The sequence below is a fragment of the Acinetobacter sp. YH12211 genome (genome assembly GCF_013418015.1).
Classification (GTDB): domain Bacteria; phylum Pseudomonadota; class Gammaproteobacteria; order Pseudomonadales; family Moraxellaceae; genus Acinetobacter; species Acinetobacter towneri.
Genome location: NZ_VPCW01000002.1, coordinates 106338 through 132704 on the forward strand (window position 1 = coordinate 106338; position 26367 = coordinate 132704).

The 26367-nt window shown below is 40.6% G+C and carries 27 protein-coding genes and 4 tRNA genes; 18 read left to right on the forward strand and 13 right to left on the reverse strand.

Features of this window, described 5'->3' with window-relative positions; genetic code table 11:
* The first annotated feature begins 77 nt into the window (after window positions 1–77).
* The 5 genes from FTU98_RS01530 to FTU98_RS01550 all read left to right on the forward strand — a co-directional run bounded on the left by FTU98_RS01530 (window position 78) and on the right by FTU98_RS01550 (window position 2878).
* Entirely contained in the window at window positions 78–1607 is a 1530-nt protein-coding gene (locus FTU98_RS01530) for a DUF3336 domain-containing protein (RefSeq protein WP_096902519.1), read from the forward strand.
* A complete protein-coding gene (locus FTU98_RS01535; protein WP_180050198.1) occupies window positions 1597–2448 on the forward strand; it encodes a protein kinase in 852 nt (283 codons plus the stop codon). Before FTU98_RS01530 ends, FTU98_RS01535 begins: the two co-directional genes overlap by 11 nt.
* 117 nt (window positions 2449–2565) lie before the next feature.
* A tRNA-Leu gene (locus FTU98_RS01540) sits at window positions 2566–2650 on the forward strand.
* 33 nt (window positions 2651–2683) lie between these two features.
* Window positions 2684–2757 (forward strand) — tRNA-Trp (locus FTU98_RS01545).
* Between the two features lie 36 nt (window positions 2758–2793).
* Window positions 2794–2878: transfer RNA gene (locus tag FTU98_RS01550), tRNA-Leu, on the forward strand.
* Window positions 2879–3122: 244 nt separating this feature from the next.
* On the opposite strand, the gene FTU98_RS01555 is transcribed toward FTU98_RS01550, so the two are convergent.
* Window positions 3123–3326, reverse strand: coding sequence for a hypothetical protein (locus FTU98_RS01555; protein ID WP_004971452.1), 204 nt, complete (start codon window positions 3324–3326; stop codon window positions 3123–3125).
* Between the two features lie 420 nt (window positions 3327–3746).
* On the opposite strand from FTU98_RS01555, the gene FTU98_RS01560 reads away from it, so the two are divergent.
* The gene (locus FTU98_RS01560) at window positions 3747–4019 is read left to right on the forward strand and encodes a hypothetical protein (RefSeq protein ID WP_104851819.1); all 273 of its coding nucleotides are present in this window, start codon (window positions 3747–3749) and stop codon (window positions 4017–4019) included.
* 41 nt (window positions 4020–4060) lie between these two features.
* On the opposite strand, the gene gloB is transcribed toward FTU98_RS01560, so the two are convergent.
* Together gloB and FTU98_RS01570 are read right to left on the reverse strand one after the other, a co-directional pair.
* Window positions 4061–4792: a hydroxyacylglutathione hydrolase gene (gene gloB / locus FTU98_RS01565; RefSeq protein WP_179990106.1), complete on the reverse strand. Its 732-nt coding sequence runs from the start codon at window positions 4790–4792 to the stop codon at window positions 4061–4063.
* Between the two features lie 209 nt (window positions 4793–5001).
* Window positions 5002–6237: a pyridoxal phosphate-dependent aminotransferase gene (locus tag FTU98_RS01570; protein ID WP_004971448.1), complete on the reverse strand. Its 1236-nt coding sequence runs from the start codon at window positions 6235–6237 to the stop codon at window positions 5002–5004.
* A gap of 153 nt (window positions 6238–6390) precedes the next feature.
* On the opposite strand from FTU98_RS01570, the gene msrB reads away from it, so the two are divergent.
* Window positions 6391–6810 carry a peptide-methionine (R)-S-oxide reductase MsrB gene (msrB, locus tag FTU98_RS01575; RefSeq protein WP_179991219.1) on the forward strand — a complete coding sequence of 140 codons (420 nt, stop codon included), beginning with the start codon at window positions 6391–6393 and terminating at the stop codon, window positions 6808–6810.
* Window positions 6807–7286, forward strand: coding sequence for a glutathione peroxidase (locus FTU98_RS01580; RefSeq protein ID WP_096902294.1), 480 nt, complete (start codon window positions 6807–6809; stop codon window positions 7284–7286). The genes msrB and FTU98_RS01580 overlap by 4 nt, the downstream gene beginning before the upstream one ends.
* 372 nt (window positions 7287–7658) lie before the next feature.
* Here the strand turns inward: FTU98_RS01580 and dapC are convergent, their stop codons facing one another.
* The 5 genes from dapC to FTU98_RS01605 form a co-directional block, all read right to left on the reverse strand.
* On the reverse strand, window positions 7659–8828 hold the full coding sequence (dapC, locus tag FTU98_RS01585) for a succinyldiaminopimelate transaminase (protein WP_179991186.1): 1170 nt from the start codon (window positions 8826–8828) through the stop codon (window positions 7659–7661).
* 20 nt (window positions 8829–8848) lie between these two features.
* On the reverse strand, window positions 8849–11515 hold the full coding sequence (gene glnD, locus FTU98_RS01590; protein ID WP_004971443.1) for a [protein-PII] uridylyltransferase: 2667 nt from the start codon (window positions 11513–11515) through the stop codon (window positions 8849–8851).
* A 27-nt stretch (window positions 11516–11542) separates the two neighbouring features.
* Complete coding sequence (purT, locus tag FTU98_RS01595; protein ID WP_180050201.1) at window positions 11543–12760, reverse strand: formate-dependent phosphoribosylglycinamide formyltransferase; 1218 nt, start codon at window positions 12758–12760, stop codon at window positions 11543–11545.
* Between the two features lie 181 nt (window positions 12761–12941).
* Window positions 12942–13289, reverse strand: coding sequence for an L-valine transporter subunit YgaH (gene ygaH, locus FTU98_RS01600; RefSeq protein ID WP_179989735.1), 348 nt, complete (start codon window positions 13287–13289; stop codon window positions 12942–12944).
* Window positions 13286–14023, reverse strand: a complete 738-nt coding sequence (locus tag FTU98_RS01605) for an AzlC family ABC transporter permease (protein WP_179989883.1) — start codon at window positions 14021–14023, stop codon at window positions 13286–13288. Before FTU98_RS01605 ends, ygaH begins: the two co-directional genes overlap by 4 nt.
* 119 nt (window positions 14024–14142) lie before the next feature.
* Between FTU98_RS01605 and FTU98_RS01610 the strand changes: the two genes are divergently transcribed.
* On the forward strand, window positions 14143–14634 hold the full coding sequence (locus FTU98_RS01610) for a hypothetical protein (protein WP_026438320.1): 492 nt from the start codon (window positions 14143–14145) through the stop codon (window positions 14632–14634).
* 127 nt (window positions 14635–14761) lie between these two features.
* On the opposite strand, the gene ychF is transcribed toward FTU98_RS01610, so the two are convergent.
* A complete protein-coding gene (gene ychF / locus FTU98_RS01615; RefSeq protein WP_004971435.1) occupies window positions 14762–15853 on the reverse strand; it encodes a redox-regulated ATPase YchF in 1092 nt (363 codons plus the stop codon).
* 268 nt (window positions 15854–16121) lie between these two features.
* On the opposite strand from ychF, the gene FTU98_RS01620 reads away from it, so the two are divergent.
* Complete coding sequence (locus FTU98_RS01620; protein ID WP_096902290.1) at window positions 16122–16886, forward strand: glutathione S-transferase family protein; 765 nt, start codon at window positions 16122–16124, stop codon at window positions 16884–16886.
* Window positions 16887–16965: 79 nt separating this feature from the next.
* On the opposite strand, the gene FTU98_RS01625 is transcribed toward FTU98_RS01620, so the two are convergent.
* A complete protein-coding gene (locus FTU98_RS01625; RefSeq protein WP_218944555.1) occupies window positions 16966–17970 on the reverse strand; it encodes a hypothetical protein in 1005 nt (334 codons plus the stop codon).
* A 488-nt stretch (window positions 17971–18458) separates the two neighbouring features.
* On the opposite strand from FTU98_RS01625, the gene FTU98_RS01630 reads away from it, so the two are divergent.
* Window positions 18459–18929 (forward strand): Lrp/AsnC family transcriptional regulator, encoded by a 471-nt coding sequence (locus FTU98_RS01630; protein WP_004971430.1) that lies wholly within the window; start codon window positions 18459–18461, stop codon window positions 18927–18929.
* 85 nt (window positions 18930–19014) lie between these two features.
* On the opposite strand, the gene FTU98_RS01635 is transcribed toward FTU98_RS01630, so the two are convergent.
* A complete protein-coding gene (locus tag FTU98_RS01635) occupies window positions 19015–19764 on the reverse strand; it encodes a YebC/PmpR family DNA-binding transcriptional regulator (protein ID WP_070155957.1) in 750 nt (249 codons plus the stop codon).
* 99 nt (window positions 19765–19863) lie between these two features.
* Window positions 19864–20442, reverse strand: a complete 579-nt coding sequence (locus tag FTU98_RS01640) for a 1-acyl-sn-glycerol-3-phosphate acyltransferase (RefSeq protein WP_104851825.1) — start codon at window positions 20440–20442, stop codon at window positions 19864–19866.
* A 306-nt stretch (window positions 20443–20748) separates the two neighbouring features.
* Between FTU98_RS01640 and FTU98_RS01645 the strand changes: the two genes are divergently transcribed.
* Both FTU98_RS01645 and FTU98_RS01650 read left to right on the forward strand, forming a co-directional pair.
* Window positions 20749–20892: a hypothetical protein gene (locus FTU98_RS01645; RefSeq protein ID WP_154320842.1), complete on the forward strand. Its 144-nt coding sequence runs from the start codon at window positions 20749–20751 to the stop codon at window positions 20890–20892.
* A gap of 138 nt (window positions 20893–21030) precedes the next feature.
* Window positions 21031–21107 (forward strand) — tRNA-Ile (locus tag FTU98_RS01650).
* A gap of 124 nt (window positions 21108–21231) precedes the next feature.
* Here FTU98_RS01650 and tehB read toward each other — a convergent pair.
* Window positions 21232–22098, reverse strand: coding sequence for an SAM-dependent methyltransferase TehB (gene tehB, locus FTU98_RS01655; RefSeq protein WP_154321273.1), 867 nt, complete (start codon window positions 22096–22098; stop codon window positions 21232–21234).
* A gap of 279 nt (window positions 22099–22377) precedes the next feature.
* Between tehB and FTU98_RS01660 the strand changes: the two genes are divergently transcribed.
* From FTU98_RS01660 to FTU98_RS01680, 5 genes are read left to right on the forward strand one after another with little or no spacing between them, the layout of a single operon-like run.
* Complete coding sequence (locus FTU98_RS01660; RefSeq protein WP_096901204.1) at window positions 22378–23004, forward strand: 2'-5' RNA ligase family protein; 627 nt, start codon at window positions 22378–22380, stop codon at window positions 23002–23004.
* Window positions 23001–23522: a bifunctional adenosylcobinamide kinase/adenosylcobinamide-phosphate guanylyltransferase gene (gene cobU, locus FTU98_RS01665; RefSeq protein WP_096901203.1), complete on the forward strand. Its 522-nt coding sequence runs from the start codon at window positions 23001–23003 to the stop codon at window positions 23520–23522. Before FTU98_RS01660 ends, cobU begins: the two co-directional genes overlap by 4 nt.
* Window positions 23519–24577: a nicotinate-nucleotide--dimethylbenzimidazole phosphoribosyltransferase gene (gene cobT, locus FTU98_RS01670; protein ID WP_004976913.1), complete on the forward strand. Its 1059-nt coding sequence runs from the start codon at window positions 23519–23521 to the stop codon at window positions 24575–24577. Before cobU ends, cobT begins: the two co-directional genes overlap by 4 nt.
* Complete coding sequence (locus FTU98_RS01675) at window positions 24574–25179, forward strand: histidine phosphatase family protein (RefSeq protein WP_180050204.1); 606 nt, start codon at window positions 24574–24576, stop codon at window positions 25177–25179. Before cobT ends, FTU98_RS01675 begins: the two co-directional genes overlap by 4 nt.
* Window positions 25176–25919 (forward strand): adenosylcobinamide-GDP ribazoletransferase, encoded by a 744-nt coding sequence (locus tag FTU98_RS01680; protein ID WP_004976907.1) that lies wholly within the window; start codon window positions 25176–25178, stop codon window positions 25917–25919. Before FTU98_RS01675 ends, FTU98_RS01680 begins: the two co-directional genes overlap by 4 nt.
* The last annotated feature ends 448 nt before the right edge of the window (window positions 25920–26367 follow it).

Below are 26367 nucleotides of genomic sequence, written 5' to 3' on the forward strand. Positions count from 1 at the left end.
ATTTTTTAGATATTGTTGTGTATAGTAGGCATAGGCAAGCGTAGTGCTGCGAATAAACCAACGGATTGAGGAATGCTATGTTATTTAAAGATTTCACCGAAGATGTTAATCCGCATCAAGCCTATCGCATAAAAAAACTCAAGCGCCAAATTCAAAATGCCGAATCGTATGAAGAATGGAAAAGTATTGCCATTCGTATAGATGAAGAAACTGGTGCGCAAGAATGGAAATATGACAATAGTTCGCCATATTTTGATGCGGAAATTATCTCGCATCGTTTAAATTTATTACGCCGTTATCGCACCACCGAACGCAGTCACGATTTAATTTATATTTTGCGTGAAGGTTTAACTTTTGACATAGCCAATATTGCCCATCCGATGTTGTTTACTGCAACCTATGTGGGTACTAAAAAAATTATTGAAGATTATGTGGATGAAGTCAGTAAAAGTTTGGCTTTTGTCGCTTCAGATGAATGTCAGGCTTTAACCAAAGTAGAAAAAATAGAGTTTTTTCAGCAATGCCAAACTGCATACGGACAACCTGCCTTGATGTTCTCTGGTGGGGCAACGCTAGGTTTGTTTCATACAGGTGTTTGTAAGGCCTTACTTGAACAGGATTTAATGCCTAAAGTGCTGTCGGGTTCGAGCGCGGGTGCAATAATGACTGCAATGCTAGGCATCGCAAAACCTGAAGAAGTACAGCATATTTTGGGTGGTGAGTCATTTTTCCACGAAGCATTTCAGTTTAGACAAATGCGCGAAATTCTTAAAGGCAATGGTGGAATTGCCGATGTGCATTATTTAAAAAAATTCCTGATCAAAAACTTGGGCGATACCACGTTTGAAGAAGCTTTTCAAAAATCAGGTTTGCATATTAATGTGGCGGTTGCGCCTTATGATGCATCGCAAGACTCACGCATTATGAACAGCTTCACTGCGCCAGATTTGTTGGTTTGGAGTGCGGTGTTGGCCTCGTGTGCTGTGCCAATTTTATTTCCACCAGTACGTTTAACCAACAAGCGTTATGATGGCGAACACACTCCATATATGGGTAAAACCCGTTGGGTGGATGGCAGTGTGCGTAGTGATTTCCCGCAGGAAAAAATGGCGCGTTTGTATAATATTAATTACACCATCGCCAGTCAGGTCAATCCGCATGTAGTGCCTTTTATGCAGGATGATATTAAGCGCTATCGTAAAGATATGCTGAGTTGGCCAGAACGGATTATTCGTCGTCAGGGCAAAGTCATTAGTCGTGGGGTAATGGATTTTGTGCGTGAGCGAGCAGGAGCTGTACCGCCTGTGCGTCGTTTGCTAGATCATGGCTATGGTATTGTCGATCAACGCTATTATGGTGATGTGAATATTGTAGGAAGCTATAACCTGCGTCATTACAGCTATATGTTGCAAAACCCGAAACCACATTTATTTAAAATTTTACAGCGTGAAGGCGAGCGTGCGACTTGGCCGAAAATTTCATCGATTGAAACGCATGCACGTGTCGGTAAAACTTTGCAACATTGCTTAGAATTATTAAATGCACCTCAAATAGAGGTATCCACCGAAGTCGCAGCAGAAATGCGGACTGGCGCAAGTGTTGTTTAATGTTTTAAATTTGGATGTTCAACAGTTAGATACTGCGCAGTTCGAGCTGCGCAGTAAAGCGCAAAGTTTGCAATATGGTCGGCATATCTATCGTTTTGAACATCAAGGGCAGTTTTATTGGCTGAAAGCCCAACAACAAGGTGTTCATGCGACAGTAGAGCAGGGTTTTGCACAAGAATGGAACTTTTATAAACAGTACGCGCAATCATCACATTTATCTTTTTTATTGCCATGTGAATTGATGGATGCTGCACCCATTCATATTCAGCCGCAGGGTAATTCACACGACATTTCATCGCATTATTCACAGGTCTATTCACGTGCTTTAATTTTACCTGAAGCGCAAGCTGTTTTTGTGATGGGTAATTTACCTGAATATACAGAAGCGATTAAACACATATTTTTGCGTGTCTTTGAAGCAGTGGAAGCATTACATCAATTAGGTTGGATTCATGCCGACTTAAAAGCTGAACATATTGTGCAGTTAGATGGGCAAATCAAACTGTTAGATTTTGAGCAAGCACAGCAAGTTGCAGATATTCAATGTCAGGGGATGACCGCCACACCACGTTATATGGCGCCAGAATTATTTCACGGACAGCCTAAAACTGCACAAAGTGATATTTATGCGTTAGGCATTATTTTTTATGAGTGGTTAACGCAACAACGCTTACAGGCAAAGAGTTACCACGATTGGGCATATTTGCACTGTCAAAGATTGCATATTCAACTTCCCATACATCTACAAGCATTTTTACCACTGCTGAATCACATGTTGGCAAAGTCTTATTCGCAGCGTGCAACGAGTATTGCAGAGTTGAAATTATGGCTTAGTGGCTGAATATGCTTAAGAAAAAATCAAAAAATAGTTTTTTGTTTTTTATTTAAACAGTCATTGTGCTTTTTTATAAAAAAGGCTTGTCATCAGGAAGTGATCTCTATAATATACACAGCCATCGGGGACGTGGCGAAATTGGTAGACGCACTGGATTTAGGTTCCAGCGCCGCGAGGTGTGAGAGTTCGAGTCTCTCCGTCCCCACCACTTAAATATCAAGTCAGCTTGATTTTAAGTTACAGAGGATTGGTGTAATGGTAGCATGACGGTCTCCAAAACCGTTCGTCAAGGTTCGAATCCTTGATCCTCTGCCAAATTAAAATCCAACAACTCAGTTGGTACCCGATGTTGGGGACGTGGCGAAATTGGTAGACGCACTGGATTTAGGTTCCAGCGCCGCGAGGTGTGAGAGTTCGAGTCTCTCCGTCCCCACCATACATTAAAGAGCAAGGCAATGACCTTGCTTTTTTATTGCCTGTTATTTTAGCTTTAAATCATTGCATCTCTTTGACAAGGCTTAGATGTATTTTAAGATTTAAAGTTCAGTATAAAAAAAAGCCCATAAACAGGTTATGGGCAAGATCATCTTTAAGTGTTGATGAAATACGATTTGAATTTTTATTTTTGCATCCTATCAAGTTCAACCGTTATCGCATACTTATCTATATTGTATAAGTACTTATGCTTTTAAATGGTCTTCAAATTCCTCGCCTAATTTCATTGCTAAAGCATTACCAGAAAGCTCGCAAGTGACCAAACCATATTCTTTTTGAAAGCTAAATGTGAAACCGTGACCATCCGCCAAATTTTTGACTGAATAACCTAATTTTTCTAACCAAATACGAAACGCAATTAAATTTTTTGCTTTAACAACTTTTTTCACGAGAGAACTCCTATCCATTTATTTAATTATTAATAGGGATATTTCTTGAATTTTTAAAGGGCAGAAATGTATTTCTTTGACATTTTTTTCACTGATTTTTAGAAATCTAAAGTCCTTTTAAGCAATTAGAATATTTTAAAAGAATTATTTATTTGTAAATTATTGATATTTATTATTTTAACTGAGGTGGCGTAATTAATTTTAAGGTCTTAGATATATTGCCAAAAGATGACTTGGAAATAATTTGTTAATGATTTTTGGTTTTAGACTGTATTTATTTTCAGCATGAACACATGAAGATTTTCCATTGTTTTCATGCAAAGCTTTAATTTAGCGCAATGCATATCAGTGTGGAGCATGTCGGCACCAAATGGACATTAGCTTATACTATGGTTGAGTTTGAAGATTTGGAAAATAAACATGACTGCACAAACAATCCAACAGCAGGCTGAGTACATAGTGAAGCAGATGCAAAATCAAGGGCTAGAGCCTTTTGCTGTGATGCTTGGGCATGAAGATTGGTTACTGTTTTCCTCGCAATCCAAAGTGGCTTATACGCCTTTTGGCAGCGCACGCCGTTATCAGCCTGCATTGTCCAATTTACTTTTGGTGCGGGTCGATGAAATGAATGCTGTGCGTGTGGTGACGCAAACTCAATTAGATGAGTTTGCTGCCAGTAATCAGATTTTATAATCCGAGAGAAATATCAGATGCTTTATGATCAAAGCATCAATTTAAAAGTTGTCTTTGAGTTCACGTAATTTCTGAAATTCTTCGACACTTTCGGCTCTTAAAAATGGATTGGTTTCCAGTTCTAGTTCGATGCTGCTTGGCAAAGTGGGTTGATTAAGCATGCGTAAACTTTCAATTTGTTGATAACGCTCTTGAATGGCAACATTGTCGGGTTCTACATGCAGTGCAAATTGTGCATTCGCCAATGTATATTCATGGGTGCAATATACTCGGGTACGCGGAGGCAGCGCTGCCAAGCGGTTTAAAGATTGATACATTTGCAAATATGTACCTTCAAAAACACGCCCACAGCCCATCGCAAATAAAGTGTCGCCACAGAACAATACATCCAACGCATCTATAAAATACACAATATGCCCCAAGGTATGTCCCGGAACGGCAATAACATCGACCTGTAAATCATGAAAATTGATATGGTCTTGGTTTTGTAAAGGATGCGTGATAAACGGAATTTTGCTCAATTCTTCACGTGGCCCATAAACAGGTAAATTACGTTCTGCAATGAGTTCAGGCACACCGCCAATATGGTCTTGATGCCAATGCGTCAACCAAATTTGCGCGATCTCTAAACCATGATTTTGGCAAAAACCTTCAACAGGTTTGGCATCAGTTGGGTCAACCACCACCACTTGTTTGCTGGCACAATGTTCAAGCAACCAAATATAGTTTTGTGATGGTTTCTGCGCATCAATAAGATGAACTTGGTAGTGCATGCTCAGTTCCTGAAACTTAATCGCTTGTGGCTATTACAGCATGCTTTTGCGGGCGTGTAAAAGTGTATCCCCAAGTGTCTGAGTATCGCTTTGCTATGTGACCACTTGATGATGAACAAGAGATGTAAAGATAAAATAGAAATAAAAATCAAATCCATAAAAAATGCCGTGTTTAACACGGCATTTTACAACAGAGATTCGGTGAAGTCTTAGCGGATTTTTGCCAAGAAACGACCTAAACGTGTCATTGCTTCACGTAATTCATTTTCTGCTGGCAAGAACACCACACGGAAATGATCAGGCGTTGGCCAGTTAAAACCTGTACCTTGAACCAACAAAACTTTTTCTGCTTTGAGTAAATCGAGCATTAACTTTTCGTCATCTTCAATTGGATAGACGTTTGGATCAAGTTTCGGGAAGCAATACATTGCACCCTCAGGTTTGACACAAGACACGCCAGGAATGTCGTTCAGCATTTCCCATGCAATGTTACGTTGTTCGTATAAACGACCACCCGGACGAATCAAGTCATTGATAGACTGATAACCACCCAATGCTGTTTGAATCGCGTACTGCGCCTGATGGTTGGCACACAAGCGCATAGACGCAAGCATGTCTAAACCTTCAATGTAGTCTGCAGCGCGTGATTTATCGCCTGTAATCGCCATCCAGCCTGAACGGAAGCCTGCAATGCGATACGATTTAGACAAGCCATTGAATGAAATACAAAGCTGATCACCCGCTAAAGCTGCAACCGCAACATGCTCAATGCCGTCATAAATAATTTTGTCGTAAATCTCATCGGCAAATAAAATTAAGTCATATTTTTTTGCCAATGCTACAATTTGTTCCAACACATGACGTGGATAAACCGCACCCGTTGGGTTATTCGGGTTAATAATGACAATACCGCGCGTATTTGGCGTGATTTTGCTTTCCATATCGGCAATGTCTGGATACCAAAAGTTTTCTTCATCACATTTGTAGTGAATAGCAGTACCGCCCGATAAATTCACTGCCGCAGTCCAAAGCGGGTAGTCAGGCATTGGTACCAGCATTTCATCGCCATCGTCCAACAAGCCTTGCATCGCCATAACAATCAGTTCAGACACGCCGTTGCCTATATACACATCATTGACATGCATATCGAAAATGCCTTTTTGCTGATAGTACTGACAAATCGCTTTACGCGCAGGGAAAATCCCTTTGGAGTCGGTATAACCAATCGCATTAGGCAAATTCAATGCGACATCATTAATGATTTCCTGTGGCGCTTCAAAACCGAATGGGGCAGGGTTGCCAATATTCAGTTTAATAATTTTATGACCGGCCTCTTCCATTTCATTGGCCGCTCGTAACACAGGTCCGCGAATGTCGTAGCATACATGCTCAAGTTTTGATGATTTTTTTATTTCGCGCGGAGTCGTGTTACCTAGTACGGACATAGTTCCATCCAATGATTAGAAGATAAATAAATTATAGATTACTGAAATATCACAATCTATGCTGAAATTTAGCTAGATATTTTGCAAGGTCTAGCGTAAAAATGGAAGTACTGAAGCATGACACTGAATGTCAAAGATTTAAAGGAGTTAGTGATGGGAAAACTCAATAAAACAGACCGAGAATGGCAAAGAGAGTTATCACCAGAGGAATTTCGGATTACACGTCAAAAAGCCACGGAGCCTGCTTTTACGGGGAGATATTGGAATACTAAACAAGAGGGGATTTATACCTGTCGTTGTTGCGGTACAGCGCTATTCTCATCTGAAACAAAATATGACAGCGGTAGCGGTTGGCCAAGTTTCTATCGTCCAATCCAGCCTGGGGTGATTGAAGAACATCAGGATGGTTCGCACGGCATGCAGCGTACTGAGATTGTTTGTCATCATTGTGACGCACATTTAGGGCATGTTTTTGATGATGGTCCACAGCCAACAGGATTGCGCTATTGTGTCAATTCGGCTTCTTTAGAACTCAAAACACAAGAAAAAAATGATGAGGGAAATTATCCATGACCAACATTTATCAGTTTGAAGCTGAGTTGTTAGATGGACAAAATAAAGCCTTTAGCGATTATGAAGGGAAGGTTTTGTTGATTGTAAATACAGCCAGCAAGTGTGGTTTTACGCCTCAATTTGCGGGTTTGGAAAAGTTATACCAACAATATAAAGACCAAGGTCTTGAAGTTTTGGGCTTTCCGTGCAATCAGTTTGGTGGGCAAGATCCAGGTTCCAATGAGCAAATTGGGAGCTTCTGCCAAAAAAACTATGGTGTCAGTTTTCCAATGTTTAGCAAAATTGATGTGAAAGGGCCTGAAGCACATGCGATTTTCCGTTACCTGACCAATAACAGTAAAGGTATTTTGGGCAACGGAATTAAATGGAATTTCACCAAGTTTTTAATTGGCAAAGATGGCAAGGTGTTGAACCGTTTTGCTCCGACCACAAAACCTGAAGATTTGCAGGCGGAAATTGAAAAGGCTTTACGATAAAGGCTTGCGCTTGTGCAAATAATTTAGGGTCTGTTGACACTTCGTCTATATTTGCGACAACGCATATTTTTTAGCTGATATAAGGCATGAGACAGGAAATTTAGTCATTCTAAATAACTGACTCATAACGCAATAGCAGCAAAAAATATGCTTGTCCCCTTGCGCAGCAAACAAAGCAGTGCTTTGTTATTGCTCATGTGGCTAAAACTTTCTCAGATTGCGTCATGAAACTTGGCAATAGTCTCGCTATTACTTGCGTTTCATGCCTGATCTGCTCAGTTTTAGCCTACAGCGCAAGCCATTTATGAAATGTCAACAGACCCTGATTAAGGCGATCAGATGATCGCCTTAAATTTAGTTGAAATCATTAACTTATAAAATCGCTTTAAGACGTTGAATTACTTGTTCACATTGTGCCAAATCTGCAACCAAAGCCAAGCGAACATGGTTTTCACCTGGGTTACCTTGTGCGGTTTCACGAGATAAATACCGACCTGGCAGCACTTTAATATGGGTTTTTTCCATCAACATTTTGGCAAAGTTTTCATCATGATCGACTTTGAGCCAGTAATAAAAACCTGCATCTGGTTTTTTTAATGGCAGTAAATGCCCAAGTTCCATTTGAAATAATTCAAACTTGGCGCGATATTGTTGACGATTATCTTCAACGTGCTGTTCATCATCCCAAGCTGCAATAGATGCCAATTGATGTTGAACAGGCATTGCCGCACCATGATAGGTACGATATTGCAAATAAGGTTTTAATAAGTTGGCATCGCCCGCAACAAAGCCTGAACGCATGCCGGGTAAGTTTGAGCGTTTAGACAAAGAATGGAATACGATGCAGTTTTTGTAGTCATCGCGTCCAAGTTCGGCACAGACTTCCAGTAAACCTGTAGGAGCTTGGTCAAACCATAATTCCGAATAACATTCATCAGATGCAATGACAAAATTATATTGATCTGACAAAGCTATTAGCTTTTTAAATTGTTCTTTTGAAAGGACAGCACCCGTTGGATTTCCTGGTGTGCAGACAAATAATAAAGCGGTTTTTTCCCAGACTTCTGCAGGTACGGCATCAAAATCACCCAAGTAATTATTGTCTTCGGTGCAATTGATGAAATAAGGTTGGGCACCTGCCAATAAAGTTGCCCCTTCATAAATTTGATAAAACGGATTGGGCATCACTACATAGGGTGCATCTTCACGTCGAATCAAGGCTTGTACAAAGGAAAAAATCGCTTCACGTGTACCTGAAACGGGGAGAACTTGAGTGTCTGGGTTAACTTGTTTTAAATGAAAGCGTTGTGTCAGCCAATGGGCAATGCTGTGACGTAATTCAGGCAGACCTTTGCTGTTCGGATAAGTCGATAAATGCTGAAAATTATCAATAATGGCTTGTTTGACAAATTTAGGTGCAGGATGTTTAGGTTCACCAATAGACAGTGGAATTAACGGCAAATTTGCAGGTTGTACGTCCTGAAATAGTTTGTTTAGCTTTTCAAAAGGGTAAGGATGTAATAAGGACAAACTTGAGTTCATGGATGTTCCGTAAATTGAAGTTAATGTTGACCACAGACCTGATTAGAGGCCTCATCTAAAGCAGCTTTGAGCTGGATGGCAAAGGTATCTGCTTCAGACTTTGTCATTGGGTTGCCATCTTTTTTGGTGACGAAGAAAATATCTTCGGCACGTTCGCCCAGGGTGGCAATTTTGGCGGAGTGAATATCTAAGCCTTGCATCATAAACAAGCCGCCAATTTTGGCGAGTAACCCGGGATGATCTAGTGTGGCAATTTCGACCATGTTTTGATTCAGCGCTGCATTGAAAGTCACTTCTACTGTATTTTCAATGTCAAAATGACGTAATTGACGCGGAATGCGGCGTTGCATCAGACCCGGATATTTATCTGACTGGCTCAAGGCATTCACTAAAGCCTCAATCACCATTTCTTCACGTTCAGGGTCTGTTAAGAGTGTGCCAAAACGGTCTAAGACCACGTAAGTATCCAAACTAAAGGCTTTGGTCGCAGTAATAATTCGTGCATCCTGAACGTCAAGGTTCATGCGGTCTAAAATAGCGACAGTTGTGGCAAATAGGTTGGGTTGGTCTTGCGTGTAAATAAAGATTTGTACTGCGTCTTGTGCTGATTTTCGGTGCGCGCGCATGAGCACTAATGGTGCAGGATTATCGCCATGCTCCAAAATCGCGCGGGTATGCCATGCAATTTCATCGGCAGATTCTTTAATAAAGTATTCATCGCCCAGTTCTTGCCAGACTTTTTCAACAGCACTGAGTTCAAAATCTTTAACCAGTAACTCGCTTGCCGCAAATTTGGTGTCTTCAATCAGCATTTGATAATCGACGGGACGCCCAAGTCCTGAGCGAATGACATCACGCGCTTGCGTATAAAGTTGGCGCATTAAGGATGCACGCCATGAGTTCCAGAGTGTTGGATTAGTCGCATTAATATCAGCAACCGTTAAGGTATAGAGATAATCTAAATGCTCCATATCTCCCATTTTTTCGGCAAATTCCTTGACCACATCGGGGTCAGAAATATCTTTTTTCTGTGCTGTGACTGACATCAACAAGTGATTTTTGACTAACCATGCCACAAGGTTACATTCACGTTCAGTAAATCCGTGTTTACGGCAAAACTCAATCGCATCTACCGCACCAAGTTCACTGTGATCACCACGACGACCTTTAGCAATATCATGGAAAATCGCAGCCAAATAAATAATGTCACGACGGGCTAAACGCTGAAATACCGAACTGACCACAGGAAAATCTTTCGCGAATTCAGGTTCTTTGAAGCGGCTTAAATTGCGGAGTAATAGTAAAATGTGCGCATCGACTGTATAAATATGGAATAAGTCGTATTGCATTAAACCTGTAATTTGACCAAAAGCGGGGATGTAATTGCCCAATACACCTAAGCGTTTCATAGTCACCAAGGTATTATACAAGCGGTGCGGTGAGCGCAAAATTGCCATAAACAGCGCTTGATGCGTTGGATCATCACGGAAACTTTGGTCAATACGCTTGGCTGCAAGTGTCAGCAGGCGCAGTGTTCGTGCGCGAATTCCTTCAATTTCAGGACGATTGGCCAATAAATAGAAAATTTCTAAAATTGCGCTTGGTTTTTCTGAGAAAATTTTGTGGTGCTGCACGGCAAGTTTGCCATCGACCAGTTTAAAATTTTCATTAATTTCTTCAATGTTACGTTCATAATTAGGCAAACGCGGGGTAATGACCGACTCATTAAAATAGGCCAGCAACATTTCATTTAAAGTGGAAACTTGCTGTGCAGAGCGATAATAACGCTTCATAAATTGTTCAATCGGGTAATTTTGCGGTTTACCTTCTTCTCGAACATAGCCAAAAGTTGCTGCAATATCTCGTTGATAATCAAACAATAAACGGTTTTCATCACGTTTGGTTAAACGATGGAGATGATGACGGATTTCCCATAAAAAGCTTTCGGCTTCTTCAAGTACACCCAATTCAAATTCTGAAATAAAACCTAAATGCACCAAGTCGTAAATACGATTGACGCGAAAATGGCGTTTGGCAATCCAGCCAATTTGGTTGATGTCACGAATACCGCCCGGAGCATTTTTAATATCAGGTTCTAAATTACTTTCGGTGTCATTGTGCTGCGCGTAACGCTTGCTTTGCTCCTCCATTTTGGCATCAAAAAAGGTTTTATCTGTCCAAGTTTGCGAAACAATACGACGCGGCCATTTGGCAAGCTGCTGATTTCCTGTAATTAAACGCGCTTCAATCAAGGCAGTTGCAACAGTTAAATCACTGGTTGCCTGAATCACACAGTCTTGAATAGTCCGCACGCTGGTGGCAGGTTTGAAGTTGCCAACATCCCATAAAGACGAAATAAAGGTCGAAATAAGTTGTTCTTGTTCTGATGTGATTGCATCTTCCGACAACACCATAATATCGACATCGGAATAGGGCAGCATTTCTTTACGCCCATAGCCGCCCACTGCAAATAGGCTCAAATCGGTTTTGTCTAATTCAGCATGTTGCCATAAGAAAGTGAGCGCTTCATCAATCAGGTTAGAACGCGCCAAAATCACTTCACGAATGGATTGTCCATTTTCAAAACATTGTTGTAGCTGATTTTCGACATCGGTGCGCCATTGGTTAATGGCCTGAATGTCATGGTTGCTTTTTACATAATTCAGCAAGGGTAATGTAATGATCATGGACAATTCCGTTATGCAATGACGAGCTTAATTTTGATTTTCGTTTAAATGTACGCGAACAGTGTCCGCAGTCTGCTGAGCTAGCTCACGCGCTTGCTCTGTGGTTTCTGCTCGTGCAGTGGCAACGCCCATACGACGACGCTCAAAACCTTCAGGTTTGCCAAATAAACGTAAATCTGTATCGGGATGTGCTAATGCAAGATTCAGGCCAGAAAATGAAAGATTCGTTGCATCGACACCTGCATAAATCACCGCACTGGCTGCAACGCTATGGCGTGTGGTATTGACAGGTAAGCCTAAAATCGCGCGGGCATGTAATTCAAATTCACTTTGGAATTGTGAAGCCAATGTCACCAAACCTGTGTCGTGTGGACGTGGAGAGACTTCACTGAACCAGACTTTATCGCCTTTCACAAACAGCTCTACACCAAAAATACCGCAACCACCTAAGGCAGTAGTCACTTTGTGTGCAATTCGTTTGGCTTCAGTCAAGGCAGCATCACTCATGGCTTGAGGTTGCCAGCTTTCTACATAGTCGCCTGCATCTTGACGGTGACCAATTGGGTCGCAATATGAAGTTTCGATCGCACCAGTTTCTGGGTTTTTAGCACGTACGGTTAATAAGGTAATTTCAAAATCGAAGTCAATTTGTGATTCAACAATCACAGTGCCTTGATTGACGCGCCCGCCAGTCTGGGCATATTCCCAAGCTGCATCAACTTCATCAAAGCAGGTGACACGCGATTGTCCCTTGCCTGAAGATGACATCACAGGCTTCACAAAGTTTGGATAACCAATGTCATCACATGCAGCGCGGAAAGATTCGAGAGAATTGGCAAAGCGATAAGCGGATGTCGGCAAACCTAATTCTTCTGCAGCCAAACGACGAATGCCTTCACGGTTCATGGTCAAATTTACCGCTTTGGCAGATGGAATCACTGTTGCAATATTTTGCGCTTCAATTTCAAGTAAAACTGATGTCGCAATGGCCTCAATTTCAGGCACAATTAAATTGGGTTGAATTTTTTCAATCAGTTGTTTTAATTCTGTGGCATCTGCCATGTTTAAAGTATAAGCATAATGTGCGACTTGCATGGCTGGCGCATGGTCGTAGCGATCGGCGGCATGTACTTCTACGCCTAAGCGTTGCAGTGAAATTACCACCTCTTTACCGAGTTCCCCTGAACCCAATAGCAAAACTTTAAAAGCAGAAGATTGAAGGGGAGTACCAATGGTCACTCTCATGTGAATCGTCCTTGCTAAAGTGGGCTTTTAGCATAGCAGAACTGTTCCATGAGTTAAGCCCTGTTTGCAACAAAATCATGATTTTGTCATCTACTTATATTGCATTCAGTGCTTTAAAGCAGTTAAGGCTGAATCCTGAAATAGATCATTTGGACGATTCAACCTCTAAATTTCAGCAACATTAGAACGAAAATGGCACATAAGTATAAATTAAACCATAGGTGATGGCTGCGGTAAGCGTGGCAGGTACGATTTTCTTAAACTTAAAATACAAACCTGTCAGCACTAAAAAGCCAATCAACATCGCAAAACTTTTATTGGGTGTTTCAAGCAAAGGTGGCAAGGTTGCAACCACGAGCATAGAGCTAATTGCGGCTATACCAATGCTGCCCAAAGCGATTTTAAGCCATAAAGCACCACGTTGCTGTGAGCCTTGTTGAAACTTTTGAATCACAAAAAATGGCCCAAAACGTGAGGCGAAGTTTGCGATACCGACTATAATACCGACCAAAATAATTTCTAAACTCATGATTTTGATCCTGTATGTTCAGGGTCGGGTTGTTTTAAAACATAGTGTTTAAATAATCCCGCCAAAATACCTGAAGAAATCCCAATAAAAATTGCAGCAGATAAGTCAATAAAATAACAAGCTACGGCAGATACTAGAATGGTGATTCCCACGACAAAGGTGTGTTTCTTTTCAAATGCTGCCAATAAGAAGCTAAGGAATAAAGCGGGCAGTAAAAAGTCGAGCGCCGCTTGCAAAAACTGTGGCATTTTAGTGACTTGATCGGCAAATAATCCGCCTAATAAAGAGCCTAATGCCCAAGACAACCAACTAAATAAACTCAGTCCAAGCATCCATGATTCAGACCATTCCTGACGGCGCTGTGACAGTTTAATCATGCCTGAGGCAAAAACTTCATCGGTCAGACCCCATGACCAAATTGCAGTTTTTTTTAGGTTTAAACGATCTTGAATCAGGTTTTGTAAGGCCGGGCCGTAAAGTAAATGTCGAATATCCAAGGCGATTACCGTTAATGCGGTCATCCAGATTGAAGTTCCACTGCCCAATAAGGCAACGACTAAAAATTGACTCGCCCCTGCATACATCGAGCAAGATAAAAATAAGGCTTCCCATGCGCTAAAGCCGAATTGAGTTGCAGAAACACCAAAAGCAAAAGAAACAGGCAGATAGGTGAAAATAATCGCCTGACTATCTTTTGCACCTTGCCAAAAACTTGCTGCGGGCGCAGTTTGAATATTGTGTACGGACACGACACACCTTGTGGGAGAAAGTTGAACGATGGGTCAAATGAAGATTGTGTATTATACTTGAATTCATTAGCATGATGCCGAATTGTTTGTATGGGCGAACCGATATGTTGAAATTGAAAACACCTGTAATCCTGCTTGCTTCAATGTTATGCAGTAGCCTGTTATTGCAAGCGTGTAGCAATGACAACAACCCGCAAAAAACAGTAGAAATTAAGCCTGCGCCAAAACTCACCAATGATGCGACTGTGTATGCGCAAGCCGCGTGGGAATTAATGAATGAAGTTGAGCCGTACGTGTATCGTAAACAGCGTAACTTAATTGAAGATAAAGTCCGCAAACCTGCCCGTAAATTAAGTACCGACTGGCGTATTAATGTCAAAATGACCGACTCTGTAACGGAAGGGAAATATGCGCTGTGTCGTAAGGCTTTGACCAGTTTGGAAATTTGGGCACGTGCGACGATTGACAGTTCAAGCAGTCTTGCACAAAAACAAGCTGATTATGAACGGGATAAAAAACAATGTGCTGATGCTTTGGCGCATCCTGAATTGGGCAATACTGACCCGAAACAAAAGGGCAATGTGGTGCAGTCTTAATTGAGGTTGTTCTGCATTAATGTGATGCGGAATCGCCCATAAAAAAACCTCGATGTAAGCATCGAGGTTTTTTTATTGAATCAATGCTCGGCTGTAAGCATTGTTCTAAAACTAAACATAAAAACAATTAAACATTAAAACGGAAGTGTAAAACATCACCGTCTTGTACGATATAAGTTTTACCTTCCAAGCGCCATTTACCTGCTTCTTTTGCACCTGCTTCGCCGTTGTATTGTACGAAATCCTCATAAGCAATACATTCTGCGCGGATAAAGCCTTTTTCAAAGTCAGTGTGAATTACGCCTGCTGCTTGTGGTGCAGTTGCACCTACTTTCACTGTCCACGCGCGGACTTCTTGTACGCCTGCAGTAAAGTAAGTTTGCAGACCTAACAGCGCATAACCTGCACGAATCACTACGTTCAGCCCTGGTTCTTCCATACCAAGAGCTTCTAGGAATTCTGCACGGTCTTCATCTTCAAGTAATGAAATTTCGGCTTCAATTTGGTTGCATAAAGGCACCACAATCGCATTTTCTTCTGCAGCAAGTTTTTTGACTGCATCTAAGTGTGGGTTGTTTTCAAAGCCATCTTCTGCCACGTTCGCAATATACATGGTTGGTTTTAAGGTTAATAAACCAAAACCACGAACCAATTTGCGTTCATCGTCATCTAAATTGGCTGCACGTGCAGGCTTGCCATCATCCAGTAAAGGTTGGATTTTTTCTAAAACGGCTTTGGTCGCTACGGCTTCTTTATCGCCACCTTTGGCAGATTTTGCTAAGCGTGTAATGGCTTTACTTACCGTTTCTAAATCGGCCAACGCAAGTTCGGTATTGATGGTTGCAATGTCATCTAATGGGTCAATTTTACCATTTACGTGAATGACGTTTTCATCTTCAAAGCAACGAACTACATGCGCAATCGCATCGGTTTCACGAATGTTGGCAAGGAATTGGTTACCTAAACCTTCACCTTTAGATGCACCTGCAACCAAACCTGCAATATCCACAAATTCCATCGTGGTGGGTAATACACGTTGCGGATTTACGATTTCCGCCAATTTGTCCAAACGTGAATCTGGCACAGGTACAATGCCTGTATTTGGCTCAATGGTACAGAACGGGAAGTTTTCCGCTGCAATTGCAGCTTTGGTTAAAGCATTAAAAAGCGTAGATTTACCAACGTTTGGCAGGCCCACAATACCACAATTAAAACCCATGAATAACTCACAACGTGTTATTTAAAAATTAGGCACGATTTTACATGAAAGGGCAGATAAAGTCAGGTCATCGGACAGATGTTTCTCCAATCTAGCGTGCTTGATGCTGTACGTTGAATTTCTTTTCGGAATTGATTTTGAATTGCTGACTGTTTCGCCTGAATTTTGAATAAAAAGTACATTGTAATTATAAGAGGCTATGACTAAAGTATGACAAGCACAGTATTGATACTGCTTTGGATATCAAAATTTTAAATATGGAGATTTTATGCGCATCTTATACCAGTTTCCTTTGTCTCATTTTTGTGAGAAAGCTCGCTGGTTATTGGATCATAAAGAGTTAGATTATGATGCGCAAAACTTAATTCCAGGCGTGCATCGCGCTTTTGCCCAATTAAAAACAGGGCAAAATAAATTACCTATTTTACGTGATCAAGACCGCTGGATAGCAGATTCGACTCAAATTGCTTTATATCTAGATGATATTTACCCCGAACATGCCTTGTTACGCAGTGATGCCGAACAATATAAACATGCGTTGGCCATAAATACTTTGGCTGATGAATTGGGGCAGCATGTGCGTCGATGGGGGTTGGCGCATGCATTATCTGAAAGTGAAGAACCTTTGGAAATTTTAATTGGCGAAAAAGGCTATTTGCGTCAATTTTCTAAATATTCCAAGCCAATTATTAAAGCCTTGGTGTCTAAGGGCTATCAGCTCGATCAAGATAAAGTTGCAGAATCCAAACAGCGGATGGATGAATTAATTGTCATTTTAAATCAGCATTTGATTGATAATTACGGGCGTTATTTTGTGGGTGAGCGTTTAGGTTTAGCCGATATTTCAGTGTGTTCGATGCTTGCACCTATTTTGGAAATTTCTGGAACGCCGTGGGAAAAAGAACATGATGAAGTGATTTCTGAAGAATTTAAAGATTATAAAAAATATTTGCTGGATTTACCTTTAGGGCAATATGTTTCTCGTATTTATCAAACTGAGCGTAATGCACGTGTAGATTGGCGCGGTATTTAAATGTTATCGCCTCAGATAAAATACGCGCAATCTGCGCGTATTTTTTGGATACTGATGTATAAAAACCTAAAACCAAGGATTAGAACAAAGAATTTAAGTTATTCAAATCAAAAGTCTGTACCAAATTTGGCAGGGTAGCTAAATCAAATTGAGTGTCTGATGTGCCACCAGTTAAATTGCCAAATGCATCGCCTAATGCAGGGACTAAGCTATCAATATTGATCTCTGAACTGGTTGTAGATGACGCACCTTGCAGTAAGTCGCTGATGTTAAAATCTGAACCAGAAATTAAGTTGTCAAAACCATCACTCAAGCCATCTAAGCTGAAACCACCAGTTGTATCTCCAGTCAGATTATTTAATAAACCACCTAGATCAAAGTCACTTGCAAGCTGACCTTCAGGATTAAGCAACGCAAGAATTGGTTCTAGAGCAGCGATATCTAGACCACCTAAATCACCACCGATGTTACCGCCAATTAAGCCGCTTGCCAGTTGCGCAATTTGTGCAATATCAAGATCGCCATTGCCTTGCATTAAACCGCCTACTAATTCAGCAATGACCGCGATGTCCATACCGCCTAAACCGCCACCGATATTGCTGCCAATCAAGCCGCTTGCCAGTTGAGCAATTTGCGCAATATCAAGATCGCCATTGCCTTGGATTAAACCGCCTACAAGTTCAGCAATCACTGCGATATCTAGACCGCCTAAACCTCCACCGATGTTGCCACCAATCAAGCCACTAACCAGTTGAGCAATTTGAGCAATATCAAGATTACCCGTATTACCACCGATTAACCCACTCACTAATTGGGTGAGTTTCGTAATATCTAAATCACCTGCATTGCTGTCAATCATGCCGCTGAGTAAATTGGTGATGGAAGCAATATCGAAGCTACCGCCATTGGATTGTGTCAGTTTGCTAATTAAACTGGTGATATCTAAGTTGGTATTCGAGCTTGAAAATTGGCTGATTAGATTGGTTAGGCTAGAACTATCTAAGCTGCTGCCAGAGAGTAAACTTTTTAATAAAGAATCTAGGGTAGGTGTGGTCGAGGTCGAACTAGTCAGGCTGCCAAGCAAACCAGAAAGGGTATTGCTTAAAGAGCCACCACTTAAGAGTCCATCGAATAAAGAGCTGGTCTGAGTTTCTACGGTAAATACAGAGCTAATTTTATTTTCAGCAAGCTTAGAGATTTAAAAGCCATGACGATTCCTTGTATTTTTATTGGTTTTGTTGTGCTGCATTGTGCTTATTGTCGAGCGCATCTGTTTTAATACATTTCTATACACTTGTAAAAGATAGACGGTCGGGATTGTGAAAATTTATGAGTAGAATCGTTGTTTTGTTGAGTTTTTTAAATTTAAAAATCTGAAAATCAATAAATTAGAAAGCTGTTCCGTTTGTCTGTTAAGTTGCTCAAAACGATAAGCGGTGATCTGTTGAATCATAAACATTTTGCTTTAATAATGGAAAATAATTTTCGATAAAGATGCTTAGTCTGCAAAATAATTTAAGTATAATGGCAGCATGAGTTTAAATTTTATCAGATTAGATTGAGTGCTTGAAAATGGAATTAGATCGCTACGATAAGCATATTTTAGAAATTTTAAGCAATGAAGATGTCAATTTGAATGAACTTTCCGAGCGGGTTAATCTGTCGGTAAGTTCGGTGCATCGCCGTATTAAAAGTCTGATCGATCATAAAATTATTTCAGGTTTAAAGCGTGAAATTAATTATCAAAAACTGGGCTTTAGTTTGCATGTGTTGTTGCAGGTGTCTTTGAGCAAACACGATACCGATATTTTTGCCAAATTTTTGGATGAATTGGAAAGCATTCCTGAAGTGATACGTGCATTTTTGGTGACAGGACAGACTGCAGATTTTATTGTAGAGGTTGTGGCACGAGATATGGAAAATTACAGCGAAATTTTATTAAAACGGATTGGTAAAATTGAGCATGTGGCAGGTTTGCATTCTAGCTTTGTGATTAAAGAATATGATGTTTTAAACTGTCATGGTTTATTAAATAAAGTTTAATTTATTAGAATCTTAGAATTATTTTGACTGGATCTATAAAAAAACGCACGAGAACGTGCGTTTTTAGGAATTGCAGTTAGACCGATTATGCGTCTAATTGTGCTAAAACTTCATCAGAGAATTCAACGTTGGTATATACGTTTTGAACATCATCTAAATCTTCAAGCATATCAATCATTTTCATAATTTTTTTCGCTTGATCGATGTCTGTAATTTCTGCTTTGGTCGATGGACTCATAACCACTTCAGCATTGTCAGATTTCAAACCTGCTGCTGTTAGCGCATCTTGAACTATACCAAAAGCTTCTGGCGTAGTAATAACCAAAATGCCATCTTCAGACACTTCAATATCTTCTGCGCCAGCTTCTAAAGCCACTTCCATCACTTGATCTTCTAAAGATGAATCTTCAAATGAAATTTCACCACGTTTGGTGAATAGGAATGCTACAGAACCATTGGTGCCTAAGTTACCGTCAGTTTTAGAGAAACAGTGACGTACATCTGGCACGGTGCGGTTTAAGTTGTCTGTCATGGTTTCTACAATAACCGCAACACCACCTACACCATAACCTTCATAGGTTACTTCTTTAAGATCGTCGTTATCTTCACCGCCTGCACCACGCTGGATGGCACGGTTAATGACGTCACGTGTCATGTTAACTGAAAGTGCTTTTTCCACAACAGCACGTAAACGAGGGTTACTTGCCGCATCTGGACCGCCGAGCTTTGCAGCAGTTGTTAATTCACGAATAAATTTGGTAAACAACTTACCACGACTAGCATCTTGTTTGGCTTTACGATGCTTAATGTTGGCCCACTTGGAATGACCCGCCATGCGAACTATGCTCCTTACAGATTGGCAGTATGCCTATCAAAATTGCGCCCATTCTAACATAAGCCCTTTTTTTAGATAAAGGGCAGAGTTTTAGGTTTTTTAAGTGTTGCTTTGAGTTGTTTTTGGCTCAGGAATGACAATATCTAAGCCCACTTGTTCTTTATATAATTGTTGGATAAGTGCCATATCGTGATCTAAATCTGTCGGATAGATTTTGCCAAAAATCCCACCTTGTTTGGTTTGTGAGTTGGCATACATTAAAACGATAGGCACATTGGCTGCTTTGGCAATATGCCAAAAACCTGTACGAATTGGCTTGCGGGCTTCACCTGTTTTTGCGCGAGTTGCTTCGGGTGCGATGACCAAATTGAAATGTTCATTTTGATCAAAAAGTTCGACCATTTGCGACACAATATCTTTGTTAGATTTACGGTCTACTGGAATACCGCCGACTTTTTCTAAAATAGGTTTAAGTGGCCCTTTAAAAAGCTCTTTTTTGATTAAAGTATGGATTTTAATATCATAAATTTGGAACAGAGCAAGCGAGAGGATTGCATCCATCATTGAGGTGTGTTCAAAACCGACGATCACTTGTTTGTTTTCGAGGACGTTGGGTTCTACCTGATATTGCCATCCTGCAAGTTTGAATGCGGACTCGCCTATAAATTTTTTCAACATAGATTTAACAGCTGATGAATCTGGAAATGCATAATTTCTGCTTGTTTTATATAAGAGTCAACAGAAAATTGTTTGAAATATAGCAATCTCAAGTGATGCAGTTGATATAGCGTTATATCTTTTATTGGTTTTAACTCTAAATACTTTGTTTTTAATATTAAAAATATATGAATTGAGAGAAATTAAGTCTTAAATTGAGCAAAAATGCACTATTCAAATGATTTGTAAATCATTAGACTTTGGTCGTAATTAGCTATGATTCTATTCATCATTTCACTATTCCACGCATCATGGAAGGATACTAAAGTGGCTTATTTGACGACTTTTCTTGTGGCATTGACTGTGTTGTTATTGGTCTTGGTATGGTCAATGTTTGAGTTGTTTTTAGAAGTGCGTAAAGAGAAGCGTTTAAAGTTGCATCGGGCAATGTTTCGGAAAGTGAAGGTGTAGTTTTTATATTTCAATAATAATCAAATTCGTCTGCTGACTATCTATACAGCAATTTCTGAAAATGGCTTGTGTTTTTAAAAAATCTTCGCTAGTATTCTTTGCGCTTGAACTTGTTGAAATATAACAAATTCAATTATAGGGCCTATAGCTCAGTCGGTTAGAGCAGCGGACTCATAATCCGTTGGTCCCCAGTTCGAGTCTGGGTGGGCCCACCATATAAAACAACCACTTAGGTGTACTAATCCTAAGTGGTTTTTTATTTTAAGCTTTATGTAAGCAATTGAAATGTAGTCTGTGAGCAGCTCAAAAGCTTATTCATTTAAGATTCCACTTGCACATCTACTTTTTCCTCGCCAACAACGTCGCAAAACGCTGTTTAATGCGATTGCCATCTGCATCTGTGCGGTGCAACTCACCGACATTTTCATTGTATTTCACAATATCCCAATCAGCATAATATGCACTTAACTCACCCGCTTTAAAACTAAAAGGGAAGTCTTGTTGCACGGGGTAATCTTCAGTATCCATCGCGCAAACAATTAAGTTAAAGCCTTGTGGTTTGGTCGCTTGCTGCATGTGCTGAATAAGCGTAGGAATGGTTTCAGGCGCCAAAAACATCATCACCACTGTACAGTTAATGAAGTCATATTCCTCCGTAATTGTGGCATCCTGATTTAAATCCCGCACAGTAGTTTGAATAGATGAAATCTGTTCTGTAGCAATAATTTCATTTAATTTTTGGATACTACTCGGATTCACATCCCAAGCATCCACCTGAAAACCGTTTTGGCTCAAATACAGCGCATTTCGGCCTGTACCACAGCCAACATCCAAAGCTTTACCCACGGTTAACTGTGGAAGTGCCATTAAAATTTCAGAATGTGTTGGGCTTAATTTATATTTTTTAACAAAATAATCTTGAGGCAAACAATAAAAACTAAGCTGGCACTCAATATCATCACTGGCAGATACAATTTTATGCCACGCTTGCGGTTCAATAAATGGTGGTTGATTTTCCACGGAAAAAATATGCTCAGATTGTACTTCACCAGATTCATGCAGCATCGAAAAATGCAATTCGCCTTTTAAAATAGTCAACTTCGCCCATGTGCCGACTTGGGTATTGTGTTGTTTTTTAAACCCTTGTGGAATTGAGTCATGATTCCAAATAGGAAGTTGTTTATAACAGATCAATTCTTGTTGCATCATAAACTCCAGTTATACCGATTCTGATGGGGTAAAGCTTCACAGTAATGTAGTGTCTTGTGTAGATTAGAAAATATCATCTTCATTTCAGCATAACATTGCAGACCTGTTTCAGCCATCTTCTGAATTTTATCCATCTCATTAAAATCAAAATTATTTAAATGATGTAGATGGTTAAAATACCAAACTGAAAAATATTCACCTCAAATTGCATGATTTTCATGTCTATTCAGTTGTGAATGTTTTACCATAAGCTGTTTTAATTCATTGAATTATCCCGTGTTTATTCAAGCCAATCAGTACGTTATTCCAACACAGCAGCATGATTATCCTGAATGGCATCGTGGGCGTGAGCGTTATGTGCTTTGGTATTTAGCTGTTCAACATCCAGCTTTAGAATGTTATTTACAACAATTAAAACAGCAATTTTCAGATGTATTATTTCGCCCAAACACTCGCCAGTTTCATATCACCTTATATATTTGTGGGTTTTATGCAGCAAAAAAGCATTGGGAAGATGACTTTCTCGAGTCACAATTTCAACAACAAGTTCAAGCCTTACAGCAGTTGCAACTAGAGCCTTTTCAACTGAAAGTGGGCGGCATCAATAGTTTTGATAGTGCTTTATTTGTAGAAGTGCAAGATCAATCACAGCAACTGGCGCGTATACGTCAGGCACTTAGCGTAGGCGGGGCTGAAATCGCAGCTTTACAGTATCATCCACATATTACTTTGGGTTTATATCAAACAGCGTGTTCAACCAATTTGATTTTGCAGCGTATTCAAAATCTCCCCGTGCAATATTTCGATTTAGATATCCATCATTTAAATTTTGGTTATTATCAGGCACACACTTTACAAGGTCAGCTATTTAGCACGCATCAATTTCCTTTGGAGCACATGTGATTCAACTTATTTTGGGCGGTGCGCGTTCGGGTAAAAGCCGTATGGCTGAGCAAACCGCGCAGCAACTTGGCAAATCCGTCATTTATGTAGCAACTGCACAAGCGGGCGATGCAGAAATGCAGGCGCGGATTCAGCATCATCAACAACAGCGTCCGCAGACTTGGCAATTGTGCGAAGAGCCTTTGTATTTGGCGGAGCAGTTAAAGATGCTGGATCATCCGAATGCTGTGATTTTAGTAGATTGTCTGACCTTGTGGATGAGTAATTTGTTGATGCAATCTGCAGAAAGCTTTGCCGAACAACAAATTTCAGCATTGCTCGAAGTTTTACCTCAGTTGCAAGCCGATATTATTTTAGTGAGCAATGAAACAGGTTTGGGTGTTGTACCGATGGGCGAAATAACCCGAAAATTTGTCGATGAAACAGGGCGATTACATCAGCAATTGGGACAAATTGCAGACAAAGTGCAGTTCTGTGTCGCAGGTTTTCCAATGCTTTTAAAAGGAGAGAAGAAATGACTTGGTGGTTTGCAGCGTGTCAAAAGCCAAATGAACAGATGAAACAACAGGCAATTGCACGACAACTTCAATTGACCAAACCAACAGGTTCATTGGCAGCATTGGAAAATATTGCGATTCAACTGGCGGCTTTGCAAGGAACAACGCAGCCGAATATTGAACGTCCGTGGATATGTATTTTCGCAGGCGATCATGGCGTGATGGAAGAAAATATTTCCGCCTATCCCCAAGCCGTGACTCGGCAAATGCTACAAAATTTTGCCACAGGTGGGGCATGTATCAGCGTCATCGCCCGACAATATCAGGCGCATTTACAAGTGGTGGATTGCGGCTCGGTCGGGGAAGCGTATGAATATGCAGGAGTAGAGCGGCATTGTATTCGTGCAGGCACAGCGAATTTTGCTAAAACCCGCGCCATGACTGAACAAGCGTGTGCAGATGCGATGGCACTTGGACGTCAAAGTGTGGAAGATGCCATCGCACAGCAGGCCTCGATTTATGTCGCAGGTGAAATGGGTATTGGAAATACCTGTTCGGCATCAGCCTTGTCTTGCTTTTTATTACAAGAACCTGCTGAAGCCTTGACTGGCATAGGCACAGGAATTGACACTGCACAATTGCAACATAAAAAACAGGTGATTGATGCTGCTTTAGCTCTACATCAGAACTATGTGCAAGATGATGCTTTTAAAGCCTTATGTGCAGTTGGTGGATTGGAGGTCGCTGCAATGGTGGGCGCGTATATTCGCTGTGCGCAGTTGGGCTTGCCGATGGTGGTGGATGGTTTTATCAGCAGTGCTGCTGCATTAGTTGCAGTGCGTTTAAATCCTCAAGTCCGAGAATGGATGTTGTTTGGGCATCAATCGGCTGAATATGGACATCGTCGCTTATTAGAAGCATTAGGTGCACAAGCCTTGCTGCATCTAAATTTACGCTTAGGTGAGGGCAGCGGTGCGGGCGCGGCATTGGGCATTATCCAACTGGCCTGTGCCTTGCATAATCAAATGGCGACTTTTGCCGAAGCTGCGGTTATTGGTGAGAAAGTATCTTTATGATCATGCTAGACCTATTAAGACATGGCGAAACAGAATTGGGTCATACTTTGCGTGGCTCAACCGATGATGCTTTGACTTTAAAAGGTTGGCAAGACATGCAGCAGACTTTAAACACGGCAATAGCTACAGGACAGCGATGGGATGTTGTGGCAAGTTCACCTTTACAGCGTTGTCTGCAGGTTGCTCAGACCTTTGCGCAAGCACAGCAATTGCCACTGTATATTGATGCACAATTTCAGGAAATGCATTTTGGTGCATGGGAAGCTATTTCCACTCAAACCTTATATGAACAATACCCTGAAGATTTAGCTAAATTTTGGATGACACCGACCCAATTTAGTCCGCCACAAGCAGAATCTTTGCTAAATTTTCAGCAGCGCGTTTTGCAAGGTCTGTCCGATCTCAACCAATATTTACAACAACTCGAGCAACAACCTAAACGTGTGTTATTGGTCACGCATGGCGGGGTAATTAAATTGCTCAAAGTATTGGCGCAGAAAAAATCTTTAGACGATATTTTAAAAATGTCTACAGCGTTGGGGCAATTGAGTTCATTCCAGTTACATCCCAATGGCAACATTTGCATGCAGGGGCAAACATGACACCTTTTTGGATTGCCTTGCAATTCCTGAGCACTTTTCCTGTTTCTTTAAAACAGATGCCAACTGCAGCGCAAAATGCACAATCACTGCTGTTTTATCCGCTCGTTGGCTTACTAATTGGAGCTGCGCTGTGGGGGATGGCGCATTTATTGCAATTCTTGCCTTTGGTTCTGAGTAGCAGCTTAATTTTAGTGCTCTGGATTTGGCTGACAGGTGGTTTACATTTAGATGGACTGGCTGATACTGCCGATGCATGGGTCGGCGGTTTTGGTGATCCTGAACGTAGCTTAAACATCATGAAAGACCCAAGCAGCGGCCCGATTGGAGTATTGAGCTTACTGATCTGCTGTTTATTAAAATGGTCTGCGTTGTATGTATTGCTCGAACAACAGTATTTGGCATTTTTGCTGTTTGTACCCGTATTGGGACGATTAAGCGCTTTGGTTTTATTTTTAAGCACGCCTTATTTACGTGCCAATGGTTTAGGCACTGCTATTCAGGCACATTTGCCTAAAACAGGCACAAAAATTGTGATCGCATTGACCTTGCTTGCAGGAGTGCTTTGGGGATGGGTGGGTTTGGTGACCGTTCTGACTTTTATCCTTAGCACCTTGTATTTGCGATATAAATTTATGCAGCGTTTAGGTGGAATTACGGGCGATACCGTTGGTGCGAGTATTGAAATAACAGAAAGCATGATGTTATTGGCTATTGCGATTCTTTGGTTTTTAATAAATTAGCTTTTGAGCAGTTTTTCTTGTTTCAAGTGCGCTGAAAATTGAAATAATATAAGCGAATGAATTTACAGCTATTTATGCACTCAATTTCAGCAAGTATGCAGATGAATTTGTCATTTGTCGGAAAGTTCCTAAATTAGATTTGCTATTTTTTTTAAATATGATAATAGTAGTTTATGTCAATCAGCCTTGATGGCATTTGTATCTCAGGATGAGATCACAAACGTGATGTATAAAAATCAAAAGGAATGTCATTTATGATCAAACTGTTAAAGCAAATTTTCTGTATCCATATTTATGAATATGACGCAATGGAAGAAATCGGGGCGCATTTAGAGTGTCGTAAGTGTGGGGATTCTAAGACACAATAATGTTAAGTATTGAATCTGTATTAAAACCAAGTGAGTCTTTATGACTCACTTTTTTATTTTAGGCTAATAGCCTGAATATT

Bases quoted from the DNA above. Each gene is read 5' to 3' on its own strand.
- FTU98_RS01640 (WP_104851825.1), bottom strand. From the start codon at position 20,442: ATGTTGAAAAAATTTATAGGCGAGTCCGCATTCAAACTTGCAGGATGG.
- FTU98_RS01630 (WP_004971430.1), top strand. From the start codon at position 18,459: ATGGAATTAGATCGCTACGATAAGCATATTTTAGAAATTTTAAGCAAT.
- ychF (WP_004971435.1), bottom strand. From the start codon at position 15,853: ATGGGTTTTAATTGTGGTATTGTGGGCCTGCCAAACGTTGGTAAATCT.
- FTU98_RS01620 (WP_096902290.1), top strand. From the start codon at position 16,122: ATGCGCATCTTATACCAGTTTCCTTTGTCTCATTTTTGTGAGAAAGCT.
- FTU98_RS01530 (WP_096902519.1), top strand. From the start codon at position 78: ATGTTATTTAAAGATTTCACCGAAGATGTTAATCCGCATCAAGCCTAT.
- FTU98_RS01635 (WP_070155957.1), bottom strand. From the start codon at position 19,764: ATGGCGGGTCATTCCAAGTGGGCCAACATTAAGCATCGTAAAGCCAAA.
- tehB (WP_154321273.1), bottom strand. From the start codon at position 22,098: ATGCAACAAGAATTGATCTGTTATAAACAACTTCCTATTTGGAATCAT.
- FTU98_RS01580 (WP_096902294.1), top strand. From the start codon at position 6,807: ATGACCAACATTTATCAGTTTGAAGCTGAGTTGTTAGATGGACAAAAT.
- cobT (WP_004976913.1), top strand. From the start codon at position 23,519: ATGACTTGGTGGTTTGCAGCGTGTCAAAAGCCAAATGAACAGATGAAA.
- FTU98_RS01570 (WP_004971448.1), bottom strand. From the start codon at position 6,237: ATGTCCGTACTAGGTAACACGACTCCGCGCGAAATAAAAAAATCATCA.
- msrB (WP_179991219.1), top strand. From the start codon at position 6,391: ATGGGAAAACTCAATAAAACAGACCGAGAATGGCAAAGAGAGTTATCA.
- FTU98_RS01610 (WP_026438320.1), top strand. From the start codon at position 14,143: ATGTTGAAATTGAAAACACCTGTAATCCTGCTTGCTTCAATGTTATGC.
- FTU98_RS01680 (WP_004976907.1), top strand. From the start codon at position 25,176: ATGACACCTTTTTGGATTGCCTTGCAATTCCTGAGCACTTTTCCTGTT.
- glnD (WP_004971443.1), bottom strand. From the start codon at position 11,515: ATGATCATTACATTACCCTTGCTGAATTATGTAAAAAGCAACCATGAC.
- ygaH (WP_179989735.1), bottom strand. From the start codon at position 13,289: ATGAGTTTAGAAATTATTTTGGTCGGTATTATAGTCGGTATCGCAAAC.
- FTU98_RS01675 (WP_180050204.1), top strand. From the start codon at position 24,574: ATGATCATGCTAGACCTATTAAGACATGGCGAAACAGAATTGGGTCAT.
- purT (WP_180050201.1), bottom strand. From the start codon at position 12,760: ATGAGAGTGACCATTGGTACTCCCCTTCAATCTTCTGCTTTTAAAGTT.
- FTU98_RS01560 (WP_104851819.1), top strand. From the start codon at position 3,747: ATGACTGCACAAACAATCCAACAGCAGGCTGAGTACATAGTGAAGCAG.
- dapC (WP_179991186.1), bottom strand. From the start codon at position 8,828: ATGAACTCAAGTTTGTCCTTATTACATCCTTACCCTTTTGAAAAGCTA.
- gloB (WP_179990106.1), bottom strand. From the start codon at position 4,792: ATGCACTACCAAGTTCATCTTATTGATGCGCAGAAACCATCACAAAAC.